Raw genomic sequence first — 13,487 nt, 5'->3', positions numbered from 1 at the left:
GCCCCGGCGCGACGGCCGGGGCCCCGTTAAGATGATCCGTGGATCAGTTTCCGTGAATCATGTCGTCGGGGATCTCGACGTCGGTGTTCTCGCGGAACCACGCGGCGGCACCGGGATGCCACGGCAGGACGGTGTTCTTGTCCGCGTTCTCGGGAACGGTCGTCTGCGCCGCACGGTGGATGTTCACCATCCGCTCGTTGTCGGACATGACGACGTCGACCACCGCGTTGACGAAGCTGTCGGGCAGGTCGCAATTGGCGATGGCGAAGTTCCACATCGCGACCGACCGGGCCGGTTCGGACAGCGTCGAATAGGTGCTCGCCGGGATCTCGAACTGCGAGACGGGGAACGTGTCCATGAGCGTCTGCTGCTGCTCTTCGGTGAAGGGGATGATGTTGACATCCGTCTGCACCTCGAGCTGGCTGACGGCCGGGATCGGAATGCCGGCCGCGAAGGCGATGACGTCGAGCAGTCCGTCCTGAAGCTGACCGCCAAGATCCGACCAGCCGCCGTTGCGCCGTTCGTAGCTCACGCCGAGCTCTTCGAGCATCCGCGGGAAATAGGTGTCGGAGGTCGAGCCCGCCGGACCGAACCCGATGCGCGAGCCTTCGGGGATGCCCTCGATGCTGTCGATGCCCGAAGACGAGAGCGTCGTGACCGAGAAGGGCGTCTGGTACATCGGGAAGATCGCGCAGGCATTGTCCATGGCGAGGCCGGGAGCGATCGGGTTCTCGCCATCGAGGCTTTCGCGCGCGGGGCCCATCGTCGTCAGGCCGAAGGCGAGGTCGCCCGTATGGACGAGCGCCATGTTCTGCATCGGCCCGCCGGTCACCTCGGCACCGCCGGAAACACCCAGTTCGTCGGCCACGAGATTGGCCCAGCCCGAGCCATAGGCGAAATAGGTGCCGCCCTGGCTTGCCGTGCCGACCGTGAAGCTCGTCGGCCAGTCGGAGCGGTCCGCATCCTGTGCGCCGGCCATTCCGGCCACCATCAGGCAGGCGGTCGCAATCGTGATCTGCGTCTTCATCTTGTCCTCCACTTCGATGTCATCCCGATCCGGGAACGTCCTGCGTTCTCGGATCGCTGCCTACAGCTATACCCGGAGGGCATACCGGCATTGCAAGAAAAGGAGGCCGGAAAAACGCCAGCTGCCGCGTTTTCCATCGCGCATGTTTCGGATCGTGCCCATTCGGGGTGTTGCATGGGTGCCGCCGCCCCCAAGTCCGAAACCCGGCTCAGCCCCCGGATGAAGGGGGTCGGCATGAGGAAAGGCTCCGAATCAAACCCTTGGCCTGTCGCGGGCAATGCCTCCTTGCGGCGCGGGATCCGGCCCGCGTCTTCAGCGCAGGCTCAGCGGCGATCCGGTACTTTCCGGTCGCGGTATTTCGTCGTCAGTTCCAGCGGCACGTCGTTCTCGTCGTAGATGCCGATCATCACGCCCTTGCGGGATGAGGCGCGGCGCATGGAGCGTAGCTGCTCGGCGCTGCGGGTGGTGCGTTGCGAGAGCCGGCGCGCCCAGGTGAAGAGGTGCCCGTACATCTCGGCCCGTACCTCCTCGTGCGCGGGATCGGCCCCCAGATCGACGAGTTCGTCCGGATCCTCGGTCAGGTCGAACAGGATCGGCCGGAAGCCACCCTCGAAATGGATGAGCTTCCAGCGGGTCGTCCCGACCATGAACATGACCCCATCCCGCACCGACACACCCAACCGTTCGGCGATGGGCGAGGCCGAATAATCATATTCGCAGACGACGAAATCGCGCGCCGGATCGTCCTTTCCGTGGAGAATCGGCAAGAGCGACCGGCCCTCGAGAATATGGTCGGGGACGTCTCCGCCCGCCGCCTCGACGAAGGTGGGGGCCAGGTCGATGCATTCGACGAGATCCTCGCAGACCGTCCCGCGCGTCGCGTCGGCCTCGGCCGACGGGTCGTAGACGATCATCGGGACCTTCACGCTGGCATCGTGAAAGAACATCTTCTCGCCCATCCAGTGATCGCCGAGGAAGTCGCCGTGATCCGACGTGACGACGATCAGCGTGTCCTCCATCCGACCGGACCGCTCGAGATAGTCGAAGAGCACGCCCATCTGGTCGTCGCATTGCTTGATAAGACCCATATAGGCCCGCACCACCGGATCGCGGACCTCCGCGCGCGAGAACGCGCGGCTCATCGGCGCGTCCATGAAGGCCGAGAGGACCGGATGATCGGTCTGCCGCTCGGCATCCGAGCGAATGGGCTGCAGCACGTCGTCGGGGCCGAACATGTCGTGATAGGGCGCGGGCACGACATAGGGCCAGTGCGGCTTGATATAGCTGAGATGGCAGCACCAAGGCCCGGTGTCGCGCGCGCCCTCCATCCACTCGATCGCGCGGCGGGTGAGGTACGGCGTCTCGCTGTCATCCTCGGCGATGTTGGCCGGGTGGACCGAATTCTTGAGGAACCACCCCGAGAGGACGTTACCGTCCTCGTCCCGTCCCGAATTGGCGAAGTCGTGCCAGGGATTGTCGCTCTCGTAGCCTTTTTCCCGCAGCCAGTCGTTGTAACGCGCGGCTCCGCCCTCGTCATAAAGCCCGTCGGGCCCCTCGGGACGCATCCCGTCGTCGCGCTCGACCACGTCGAAGCCGCATTCGGCGACCCGCACGCCGATGAGGCTGTCGGGCTCGATCCCGAGTCGCGCCATCCCTTCGGCATCCGCACGCATGTGGGTCTTGCCGATGAGGTGACATGACATGCCCGCGTCGCGCAGGTGATCGCCTATCGTCCGCTCGCCGACCTTGAGCGGAATGCCGTTCCACGACGCGCCGTGCGAATGGACGTAGCGTCCCGTGTAGGTGCTCATCCGCGACGGTCCGCAAAGCGGCGACTGGATATAGGCATTCGTGAACCGGACGCCCCTGGCGGCCAGCCTGTCGATATGGGGCGTCTTCAGATGCGGATGGCCATAGCAGCTCAGATAATCCCAGCGAAGCTGGTCGAACATGATAAAGAGAATGTTCTTCGGACGGGACAAGGCGGACCTCGCAGCAGTGAGTGGGCCGGCCCCCGGAAGGGACCGGAGAGGATCATTCGGCCGGGCGCAGATCGTCGGGAATCTCGATCCCGGCCTCCTCGTAGAAGCGCAACGCGCCGGGATGCAGCGGCAGGTTCAGATCCTCGAGCGCGGTGTCGAGCGTGATGTTGCGCAACCATGGGGCGGAGCCCTCCATCTCGCCCACGCCTTCCCAGAACGCCTTCGTGATCTCGTAGACGGCCTCTTCGGGGACATCGGCATTCGTGCCCACGCCCACGATCGATCCGAGCGTCTGCACCGCCTCCTCGTTCACCTGGTTCTCGCCGTAGGTGCCGGCCTCGATCGTGCCGAGCGTGCCGCCCGGACGGTTCAGGATCGCCTGCAGGCCGGGGCGCTCCATCTCTTCCGGCGTCAGGCCGATGAGGCGCAGGTCGCGCGACAGCGCCATCTGCTGGATGACGGGCGAGGGGGCGTTGGTCGGGTTGACGTAGACGTCGATGCGGCCGTCCTGAAACGCCTGTGCCGCCGCATCCCATCCGACCTGGACCTGATCGTAATCGGTGCCCGCCTTCAGACCCGTCGCCCCTTCGACGACATTGGCCATGATGGCCGAGGCACCGCCGCCCGGCGGTCCGAGAAAGACCGTCTTTCCGGCAAGGTCGTCCAAGCTCTCGATCCCCGAATCGGCGTAGGTCACGACATGGTAGAGGCCGAGTGGAAAGGCGAAGACCGCGCGCAGGTTGGCGCTCAGATCCGGGGCCTGCGGGATCTGCGCATACATCGCGGTCCCGTCCATCATGTTCTGATGAACGCTTGCCGACCACATGAAGAAGTCGAGCTGCCCCATCGCGGCTTCGATCGCGTGCTGCGTGGCGCTGCCGGTCGCGTTGACCTGAATCTGCACGCCATCGAGCCTGTCGCTCACGATCTGGGCCATCGTGCTCATCACCAGATAGGGCGAGGAGCCCGGCCCGAGGGTCGCCATCGTGTAGAAATCCTGCGCCTTCGCCGCAGGTGCCGTGAGCGCGACCGAAAGGCCGAGGGCGGCGATCCATCTTTTCAACATGTCGTTTCCTCGATTTTGGGGTGGCAGAAGGTCAGGTCAGGTCAGGTCGGGGTGGCTGGCGGGTTATCCGTCTCCGGTTCGGGTTCGTCCTCTCCGCGATAACGTCCGCGCCAGTCGCCGAACACGATGAAAAGCGCGATCAGCGTCGCCGCGATCTCGACCCAGATCCAGGGCACCAGCACCCCGAAGCCGAGCGCGAGCCGCAGGATCCGCATGGGTGGCGACAAGGCCGCGGAGGCATAGCCCGAAAACCCCGTGGAAAAGAGCCAGATGGTAAGCGCGAGCCGCAGGCAGACCCAGGCGAGCCCCGTCGCCGTGACGTCGACGACGAGCGAGAGCGACGGGTTGTAGACCAGCACGAAGGGGATGACGAAGCCCACCAGCGCGATCCGGCAGGCATCTATGCCGATCGAGACCGGGTTCGCCCGTGCGATCGGTGCGGCGGCGAAGGCCGCGATGGCGACGGGCGGCGTGATCGAGGACAGGACGCCGAAATAGACCACGAAGAGATGCGCGATGATCGTCGGCACGCCCATGATCTCGATCGCCGGACCCATCACCAGCACGATGATGAGATAGGCCGGCACCGTCGGCATCCCCATCCCGAGGACGAGCGATCCCAGCATCATCATCACGAGGCTCAGGAACAGGGATTCGCCCGCGATGTTCTGGATCAGCCCCGCAAAGCGCAGGCCGAGGCCCGTCATGTTCATCACGCCGATCACGATCCCGATCGCGGCGACCGCGATGACGATCTGTGCCGCCGCGACGCCGCCCTGCCGCAACCCTTCGAGGATCACGGCGGGTTTCCGGCGCACCACAGGGTTCAGGACGACCCCGAGCGCCACGGCCGTGATCACGGCCGTGAACCCGGCAAGCGCGGGCGACCGGCCAGAGATCATCACGCCGAGCATCACGGCCAGCGGCACAACGAAGCAGAGCGACATGAGCCAGTCCTGCCGGCCGATCTTCGGCAGCTCGCGTCGCGGGATCGGGCGCAGATCGCGGCGTACGGCCTCAACATGCACCGCCACGAAGAGCGAGGCATAGTAGAAGAGCGCTGGCAGCAGCGCGGCGAGGCAGATCGTGAGATAGGGGATGCCCGTCACGTCCGACATGATGAACGCGACCGCCCCCATGATCGGCGGCATGAACTGCCCGCCCGACGACGCCGCGGCCTCGATTCCGCCGGCATAGCGGGCCGGGAATCCGCGGCTCACGATCATCGGGATCGTCATGACGCCCGTGCCGACCACGTTGCCCGAGACCGATCCCGACATCGTGCCGAAGACCCCCGAAGCCGCGATCGCCGCATGTGCGGGTCCGCCCCGCATCCGTCCCGTCGCCGCGAAGGCGAGCCGCAGCAGGACCGGTCCCGCGCCGATCGCCTCGAGCAACGATCCGAAGACGATGAAGACGAGGATCAACGTCACCACCACCGAAAGCGGCCCTCCGAACACCCCGTCGAAGGAATACCAGACGACCTGCATCACCTGCTGCAGGCTGAACCCGCCATGCCGGAAGATCGACGGCAGGCTGTCGCCGAAAAGCGCGTAGCCGAGCGCGAGCGCGCAGACCACGACGAGCGGCAGTCCGAAGACCCGGCGCGTGAGTTCGAGAAGCAGGATCACGGCGGCAAGCCCGATCCAGACATCCGAGGCCGAGAAGAAATAGAGCCCGGTCTCGAGCGCGCGGCCGATCGCGAAATACCGCTCGATCGTCACGACCAGCACGGCCAGAAGCACAAGGTCGACCGGAACGAGCCAGATGCGTCCCTCTCCGATCCGCGTGGCGATCGACAGGACGAGGACGAGCCCGGCGGCGAGCGCGTAAGTGCCCACACGCAGCAGCGTCTCGTCGAGGCTGCCGAATCCCGCGATCCAGACCCCGATCAACGACAGGCCCACCGCACTGGTCGCGGCCAGCGCGACAAGCGCCCGGTGGACGAGCCTCGCCTTCGGACCATCCGTCATCTTAGCGTCCTCCCCGAGGGCCGCGCGGTCTCCTCCCGCATTGCCCTCATGCATGTCTCGGACGGATGCGGTGTCCTCCCAAGCTCAAAACGCGTATATTCCACCTGGTGGAATGGTGGAGCGCGCGGCGATGGGCAAACGGATCGAGGCGCTGAGGCGCGGCCTTCTGGTGCTCGATCACCTGGGGAGGGACGGTCCGCAATCGCTGGCCTCCCTCGCGCGGGCGACGGGCCTTCCCAAGCCTACCCTTCTGCGGATCCTCGACACGCTCGAGGCGACGGGGCATGTCAGGCGTGGGCTCATCGACGGGCTCTGGCGGGCGACGGTCGCGCGGCACGACGCGCCGCTGCCGGGCTCCCTGTTGGCCGAGATCTGCGCGCCGCTGCTCGACCGGCTGTGCCAGAGGATCCTCTGGCCCTCCGATATCGGCATCCATCGCGAGGGCACCATCCGCATTCTCGAGACGTCCCGCCGGCTTTCGCCATTCCTCGGCAACCGCACCGTCGCCGACAGCATCCACGTGTTTCCTTCCGCCATGGGCCGCGCGATCCTCGCCTTCACATCCGAGGCCGACCGCGACCGGATCCTCGCCGAGGTCGCCATGCGCGACACGCCTCATGATCGGCCGGCACGCGACGCGGCGGCCATGGCGCGCCTCGTCGCGGAGGTGCGGGCGAAAGGCTACGGCGCGCGCAATATTGGCTATTACGTCTCGGCCCCGCGCGAGGCGCAGGTCTCGGCGATCGCCGTGCCCGTGATGATGGGCGACATCGCGATCGCCGCGATCAACCTCAGCTGGGTCGCGCGCGCCATGACCGAAGCCGAGATCGTCGCGGCCCATCTCGACGATCTTCGATCCGCCGCCGGGACGATCGCGAGCGAATATGCTGCGCGGGGCGGTATGCCGGATCTTCGCTGAACCCTGTCGTGCGCTCAGGCCGTCATCCCGCGGAACGCCGCGCCGGCCCGCTCGAAAGCCTCCTCCGCCTCGGGCAGGAAGGACCCCATCTGCATGAAACCGTGGATCACCCCGGGAATCAGGTCGTAGCGATCCTGCCGACCGAGCCCGCGCAGCCTTTCGGACAATCTTTCGGTATCGGACAGCAGCGGGTCGAGCGCCGCCGCGTTGAGGTATAGCGGCGGCAGCGCCGCAAGCGCCTCGTCACCGGCCGAAAGGGGCGTGACGCACGGGTCGCCGCGCAATGCCTCGGCCGCGTACCAGTCCCAGTACCGCATGATCCTGTCGCGGGTGAGGCCCGGACCCTCGCCATGGGCGCGGTAGCTGTCGGTGTCGAAATCGGTATCGTAGGACCCGTAGAACAGCAAAGCCGTCCGGGGCAGTTCGTCCCCCTCGTCGATCAGCCGCAGCATCGCGGCGAGCGCGAGGTTCGCCCCCGCGCTGTCGCCCGCGAGGCTCCAGCGGCGGGACGGATCGCGCGCCTTCCACGCGGCGAGCACATCGTCGAGCCCTCCGGGAAAGGGATGCTCGGGTGCGAGGCGGTAGTCGATCGTCAGAACCGCGCATCGGCAGGCGCGCGCGAGGCGGCGCGCGGCCCCCTCATGCGTGGCGGGCGAGCAGAACGCCCAGCCGCCGCCATGGACGTGCAGGATCGCCTCGCGGCCCTCGTCCTCCTCGGGCACGACCCAGCGCGCAGGCAGCCCGGCATGGAGGACCGTGCGGGCCTCGGCCATTTCCGGCAGATCGCGGTTCCACCGGGCATTGGTCAGGTCCGCCATCGCGCGCCCGTGCTGCGGCAGCATCGTCGTCAGATCGCCGAGCCCCGCATCCTCGCGTGCGAGCCGGTCGATCATTGCCTGCATGGAGGGGGACGGCGTACTCATCGTCCCGCCTCCGTCCCGAGTAGTCAGGTTCCGGGTTCAGCCCCAGCGGGGAAGCCTTCGACGATCATGGAATGGTGCCCTCCTGCGGAAAACTGCGCCCCGACATCGCGACCATGCAAGGTCCGTCTAGCCATCCTATCCCGAACGCGGCCACCGTGACGAGGGCCGGGAAGGTCCATCGCACGACGCGGTTTCATGTCGTGCCTGCCCAATCGGCGGGACCTGCGCGCCCTCTCTGCCCGAACTTTCGGCAGATCGCCCAATCCCGCGGTCGCGGCGCATGCATGGCCGTCGCATCGCGCGCCGCCGTCATCCTACGTTCGGGGGCAGAGTAGAAGCGGTGGGGCCGAAGGCTCCGACATTGCTCACCAGACCCGACGAGAGAGGGTGCGCAATGACGCAGGTGACGGCTTCGACCTCGGAATTTCATACATCACGCTCACGGATCCACCGTGCTTTGGCGACAGGAAAGGTCTTTCTTCCAATGCGTTTCAACATCTGTGCCGCCGCGGCGCTCCTCGCGACACCGGCCTTCGCCCAGGATCAGGTGACCTATCAGCTCGATTGGCTGCCAGGCGGCGACAAGGCCCCGATCTATGTCTGCATCCACGAAGGCTTCTGCGAGGATGCGGGCCTCGAGGTCAGCATCGAATCGGGGCGCGGGTCGTCCGAGGCCGTGACGAAGCTCGCGACCGGGACCTCCGACATCGGATCGGCGGGGATCGGGGCCGTCATGTCGGCCGCCGCGACCGAGGACGTGCCCGTCACCGTCGTCATGTCGATCTTCACCGAGGGCCCGCACGCCTTCTACACGCTCGAGGGCAACGGGATCGAAAGCATCGAGGATGTCGCCGGCAAGAGCATCGCGACCTCGCCCTTCACCGAATCGAACCTGTTCCTGCCGCTGGTCCTTGCCGATAACGGCGTCGACGCCTCCGACATCACGCTCACCAATGCCGATCCCGGCGCGCTCGGGCCGCTCCTGATGACGGGACAGACCGACGCGATCATCGCCTGGCTCACCGATGTGACGCGCTATACCGACCAGGCCGAGGAAGCGGGACGCGAGATCGTCGTGCTGCCCTGGTCCGAGGCGGGGCTCGAGCTCTATTCCGCGGCGCTCGTCGCCTCCGACCGCTTCCTCGAGGACCGGCCCGAGGTCGCCCGCCGCTTCGTCGATGCGTTCCAGAAGTCCATCGAATTCGCGCTCGAGAACCCCGAAGCCGCCGCCGATGCCGTCGCCGCGATGGTGCCCGAACTGGGTGCCGAGGACGTGATCGGTTCGTGGACCGACGCGAGCGCGCTGATCATGAACGACGTGACCGAGGCCGACGGGCTCGGCACGATCGAGGATGGCAGGCTCCAGGCGACGTGGGAAAGGGTCTCGCAGGCGCAAGGGCTCGACCCCGCCTCGCTCGACCCCGAAACCGTCGTCGACCGGTCCTTCCTGCCCGGGGCGGATGGATGAGCCTCAAGCCGCCGGCGATCCGCTTCGACCGCGTGGGCCAGAGCTTCGCGACGAGCTCCGGCCCCCTCCGGGCGCTCGGAGGCGTGACGCTGGCGATCGCGCAGCATGAATTCGTGGCCGTCCTCGGCCCGTCGGGCTGCGGGAAATCCACGCTCCTGCGGCTGACGGCGGGCCTGATGCGCCCCAGCGAAGGCGCGGTCGAGGTCCTGGGCGTGCCCGTCACCCGCCCCCGGCAGGATATCGGCATCGTCTTCCAGCAGCCCACGCTCCTGCCCTGGGCCAGTGTCGAGGACAATGTCGTCTTTCCCGTCCGCCACATGCAGGGCCGCGTCCGCCCCGACCATCGTGCGCGGGCACGCGAGATCATCGCGGCCGTGGGCCTCGAGGGGTTCGAGGCGCGCCGCCCGGACGAGCTGTCGGGCGGCATGCAGCAGCGCGTGGGCATCGCGCGCGCGCTCTTTCTCGATCCCGACATTCTGCTGATGGACGAGCCCTTCTCGGCGCTCGACGCGCTCACCCGCGACGCGATGGGGTTCGAACTCCTGCGCCTGTGGCAGGCGCGCCCGAAGACGGTGCTCTTCATCACCCATTCCATCCCCGAGGCGGTTCTGCTGGCCGACCGCGTCGTGGTGATGAGCGAACGGCCCGGCCGCGTCATCGCCGACCGCCCCGTGCCGCTCCCCCGTCCCCGAAGCGAGCGCAGCCTGCGCGCGTCCGAGATCCAGGATTTCATGGCGGATCTCAGGTCCCTCCTCATCAAGGAGCCCGCATGACGACCGAGGCCGATTTCCCCGACCACTCCGACATCGTGCCGCGCCGCGCGCCGATGGCGCGGCGGCTGATGGACGTGCCGGCGCTCCTGCCGCTCGCGACATTCGCGGCCATCCTGATCCTCTGGGAGGTCGGTACGCGGCTCCTCTCGGTGCCGACCTACGTCCTTCCTCCGCCCAGCCGCATCGTCGAGGGCTTCGGCAGCATCGACGCCGCGCGCTGGTTCCAGCATGTCTGGGCGACGCTGCGCGTGGCGCTCATGGGCTTCGCCGTTGCCATCGCGATCTCGCTCCCCGTGGCGATCGGGCTCGCGCGATCGGCATTGCTGTCGCGCTGCCTCTATCCGCTGCTCGTCGTGATCCAGTCGGTTCCGGTCGTGGCGGTCGCGCCGATCATCATCGTCGTGCTCGGTACGGGGGATGCGCCACGCATCACGATCACCTTCCTCATCGCCTTCTTCCCGCTGGTCGTGTCGATGACGACGGGCCTCACCTCCACCCCGCCCGAATTGATCGAGCTTTCGCGCTCGCTCGATGCACCGCTGCGCCGCGAGCTTTCGCAGATCCGCATTCCCTACGCGATGCCGCATATCTTCGCGGGGCTGAAGATCTCGATCACGCTGTCGGTCATCGGGGCGGTCGTGGCCGAGTTCGTCGCGGCCGAGGCGGGGCTTGGGTATTTCATCCAGTTCTCGACCTCGATGTTCCGCCTGCCGCAGGCCTGGGCGGGGCTCGCCGTGCTCGTGGCGCTGTCGCTCGCGCTCTTCCAGGCCGTGAACCTCGCGCAGCGCGTCTTCTTCCCCTGGTCGCTTTCGGGAAATCGCAAATGACGTCGTTCCTTCTCACCGACATCGCCCACGGGCTCACCGGCCGCCTGGGCGAGGGCGAGCGCTTCGAGGGCGCGCTGCGCGTGCGCGACGGACGCATCGCGGCGATGGGCGCGCTTTCCCCCGAACCCGGAGAGCGCGTGATGGACGCGCGCGGCGCGGTGGTGATGCCGGGCCTCGTCAACACGCATCATCACCTTTTCCAGTCGGTGATGAAGGCGGTGCCCGCGGCGCTCGACCTGCCGCTCGATCCATGGCTCATGGCCGTGCCCTACGGTCTCTGGCCCTTCCTCGACGAGGAGACATTCCGCATTTCAGTCACCATCGGCATGGCCGAACTGGCGATGTCGGGCTGCACGACGATCTGCGATCACCATTACATCTGGTCGGACCGGTTCGACTACGATCCGGCCGAAATCCTGTTCGAGACCGCCGCCCGGTTCGGCATCCGCTTCGTGCTGGCCCATGGCGGCGGCACCAAGGGACGGGCCACCAGCGATCCCTCCGTCCCGCCGATCCCCTGCGATCCGCTCGACGGGTGGCTCTCCCGGGTTCAGCGGATCGCGGATCGCTGGCACGACCCCGCCCCCGACGCCATGACGCGGGTGGCTGTGGCCCCCACGACCCCCACCTTCAACGTCGATCCCGGCGCGCTGGGCGAGATCGCCGCCACGGCGCGGGGGCGCGGTCTGCGCCTCCACACGCATCTGAGCGAGAACCGCGCCTATGTCGATTTCACCGAAAGCCGGTTCGGAATGCGTCCCGTCCCCTGGCTGGCACAGCACGACTGGCTCGGACCCGACGTCTGGTTCGCCCATCTGGTCGAGGCCGATGCCGACGAGGTCGCGATCCTGGCCGAGAGCGGTTCGGCCATGGCCCATTGCCCGCAGGCCAATGCCCGGCTCGGATCGGGGATCGCGCCTGCCGCCGCGCTCCATGCGGCAGGGGGCACCGTGTCGCTCGCCGTCGACGGGGCCGGTGCGAACGAGGCGGCAGATATGGGGTCGGCCCTCTATGCCGCGTTCTGCCTCCACCGCGCGACGGGCGGGGCGGGGGCCGTGCGTGCCGAGACGATCCTTCACTGGGCGAGCGCCGGGGGCGCGCGGGTGCTGGGCCTCGATGCTGTCGGCACGCTCGAGATCGGCAAGGCCGCCGACATCGCGATCGTCGATCTGTCGCATCCCCGCTATCTCGGACAGCACGATGCGGCCGTCGGTCCCGTCGTCTCGGGCGGCGGGCTGACCCTGCGCCATGCCTTCGTCGCGGGGCGCGAGATCGTCACGGACGGCGTGCCCGCCGGCCTCGATCTCGGGGCTCTCGGCGACGATGCGCGGCGCGTCACCGAGCGGATGATCCGCCGTCACCGACACGCCGCGGCCGCCTGAGGCCGTGGCGCATCCGGAGTAGAAGCAGTCAGCGCGGGCGATCCGCCCCGCGCCGGTCATTGCTCCCCAACCCGCGCGGGACCGCCCGCGCACCCAGAAGGAGAAGACCCATGACCACCACGGAACACGGCCTCGAGGAGCTCAGGCGCGAGGCGACATACGGCAGCTACGGCGAGGAGGTCGAGCGCGACATCCCGAAGATCGACATGTCCAACTTCTTCGCCCGCAAGGCCGAGATCACCGAGGATCTCTGGCAGGCGGCGACCGGCATCGGCTTCTTCCAGCTCTTCAACCACGGCATCCCCGAAACGCTGATCGACGAGGCATTCGCTCTGTCGGCCCGCTTCTTCGACCTGCCGCAAGAGGCGAAGGCGCACTATCCCCTCAAGCCTGGTACGAATGCGGGCTGGGAATACAAGGCGCAGGTCCGCCCCTCTACCGGCACCGCCGACCAGAAGGAAAGCTACCAGATCACGCTGCCGCGGATGAAGGGCCTCTGGCCCACCGGGGCCGAGGTGGCGCAGTTCAAGTCCACCATGCTCGCCTTCGAGCGGCACAACTGGGCGCTCGCCATGCGGGTGCTGTCGTGCTTTGCCGACAGGCTCGGCTTCGAGACCGACACCTTCACCGAGGGCCACGACCCCGAGGATCCCGGCTATCAATCGACGCTGCGACTTATCCACTATCTCGGGATGGAGGATGCCAAGCCCGAGGATTTCAAGTTCTGGCGTGCGGGCGCGCATACCGATTTCGACTGCCTCACCCTGCTGCACCAGAAGGAGGGGCAGGGCGGGCTCCAGCTCTGTCCCGGCAAGGATGCGCAGGGCCGCGCCGTCGCCTGGACCGACGTGCCGCCCCTGGGCGGGGTCGTCACCTGCAATATCGGCGACATGCTGATGCGCTGGTCGGACGACAAGCTTCTGTCGAACCTCCATCGCGTGCGGATGCCGAAGCCCGGCGAAAGCCTCGGGCCACGCTATTCGATGGCCTATTTCGCACAGGCCAACATGGAGACCGTCCTTCAGGGACCCGAGGGCAAGTACGAGGCCATGACCGGCCACGACTACATCCAGATGCGCCTCGGCGCGAATTTCGGCAAGAAGTGAAGCCAGGGAACGGGGCGTGCCGGTCGCGTCCCGTTCACCGG

At 67.4% G+C, this 13,487-nt stretch carries 11 protein-coding genes; 6 read left to right on the top strand and 5 right to left on the bottom strand.

Going from position 1 to position 13,487, the window contains the following annotated elements; all coding sequences use genetic code 11:
- Window positions 1-43: 43 nt before the first annotated feature.
- From RVY76_RS12320 to RVY76_RS12305, 4 genes are all read right to left on the bottom strand, one after another.
- The gene (locus tag RVY76_RS12320) at window positions 44-1,027 is read right to left on the bottom strand and encodes a TAXI family TRAP transporter solute-binding subunit (protein WP_317374370.1); all 984 of its coding nucleotides are present in this window, start codon (window positions 1,025-1,027) and stop codon (window positions 44-46) included.
- Between the two features lie 323 nt (window positions 1,028-1,350).
- Entirely contained in the window at window positions 1,351-3,009 is a 1,659-nt protein-coding gene (locus tag RVY76_RS12315) for a sulfatase-like hydrolase/transferase (protein ID WP_317374369.1), read from the bottom strand.
- A 52-nt stretch (window positions 3,010-3,061) separates the two neighbouring features.
- A complete protein-coding gene (locus tag RVY76_RS12310) occupies window positions 3,062-4,075 on the bottom strand; it encodes a TAXI family TRAP transporter solute-binding subunit (protein WP_317374368.1) in 1,014 nt (337 codons plus the stop codon).
- Window positions 4,076-4,116: 41 nt separating this feature from the next.
- A complete protein-coding gene (locus RVY76_RS12305) occupies window positions 4,117-6,048 on the bottom strand; it encodes a TRAP transporter fused permease subunit (RefSeq protein ID WP_317374366.1) in 1,932 nt (643 codons plus the stop codon).
- Window positions 6,049-6,178: 130 nt separating this feature from the next.
- Here RVY76_RS12305 and RVY76_RS12300 point away from each other — a divergent pair, with 130 nt between their 5' ends.
- Window positions 6,179-6,967: a helix-turn-helix domain-containing protein gene (locus RVY76_RS12300; protein ID WP_317374365.1), complete on the top strand. Its 789-nt coding sequence runs from the start codon at window positions 6,179-6,181 to the stop codon at window positions 6,965-6,967.
- 14 nt (window positions 6,968-6,981) lie between these two features.
- Here the strand turns inward: RVY76_RS12300 and RVY76_RS12295 are convergent, their stop codons facing one another.
- Window positions 6,982-7,890, bottom strand: a complete 909-nt coding sequence (locus RVY76_RS12295) for an alpha/beta hydrolase (protein WP_317374364.1) — start codon at window positions 7,888-7,890, stop codon at window positions 6,982-6,984.
- 484 nt (window positions 7,891-8,374) lie between these two features.
- On the opposite strand from RVY76_RS12295, the gene RVY76_RS12290 reads away from it, so the two are divergent.
- The 5 genes from RVY76_RS12290 to RVY76_RS12270 all read left to right on the top strand — a co-directional run bounded on the left by RVY76_RS12290 (window position 8,375) and on the right by RVY76_RS12270 (window position 13,446).
- The gene (locus RVY76_RS12290; protein WP_317374363.1) at window positions 8,375-9,358 is read left to right on the top strand and encodes an ABC transporter substrate-binding protein; all 984 of its coding nucleotides are present in this window, start codon (window positions 8,375-8,377) and stop codon (window positions 9,356-9,358) included.
- Entirely contained in the window at window positions 9,355-10,131 is a 777-nt protein-coding gene (locus tag RVY76_RS12285) for an ABC transporter ATP-binding protein (RefSeq protein ID WP_317374362.1), read from the top strand. The genes RVY76_RS12290 and RVY76_RS12285 overlap by 4 nt, the downstream gene beginning before the upstream one ends.
- Window positions 10,128-10,958, top strand: coding sequence for an ABC transporter permease (locus tag RVY76_RS12280; RefSeq protein ID WP_317374361.1), 831 nt, complete (start codon window positions 10,128-10,130; stop codon window positions 10,956-10,958). The genes RVY76_RS12285 and RVY76_RS12280 overlap by 4 nt, the downstream gene beginning before the upstream one ends.
- Window positions 10,955-12,340, top strand: a complete 1,386-nt coding sequence (locus tag RVY76_RS12275) for an amidohydrolase family protein (RefSeq protein WP_317374359.1) — start codon at window positions 10,955-10,957, stop codon at window positions 12,338-12,340. The genes RVY76_RS12280 and RVY76_RS12275 overlap by 4 nt, the downstream gene beginning before the upstream one ends.
- A 110-nt stretch (window positions 12,341-12,450) precedes the next feature.
- Complete coding sequence (locus RVY76_RS12270; RefSeq protein ID WP_317374358.1) at window positions 12,451-13,446, top strand: isopenicillin N synthase family dioxygenase; 996 nt, start codon at window positions 12,451-12,453, stop codon at window positions 13,444-13,446.
- Window positions 13,447-13,487 lie beyond the last annotated feature (41 nt).

It is taken from the genome of Palleronia sp. LCG004 (assembly GCF_032931615.1).
Taxonomy (GTDB): domain Bacteria; phylum Pseudomonadota; class Alphaproteobacteria; order Rhodobacterales; family Rhodobacteraceae; genus Palleronia.
The sequence above is the reverse complement of the archived record's forward strand: the minus strand, read 5'-3'. Positions and strand labels throughout refer to the sequence as shown.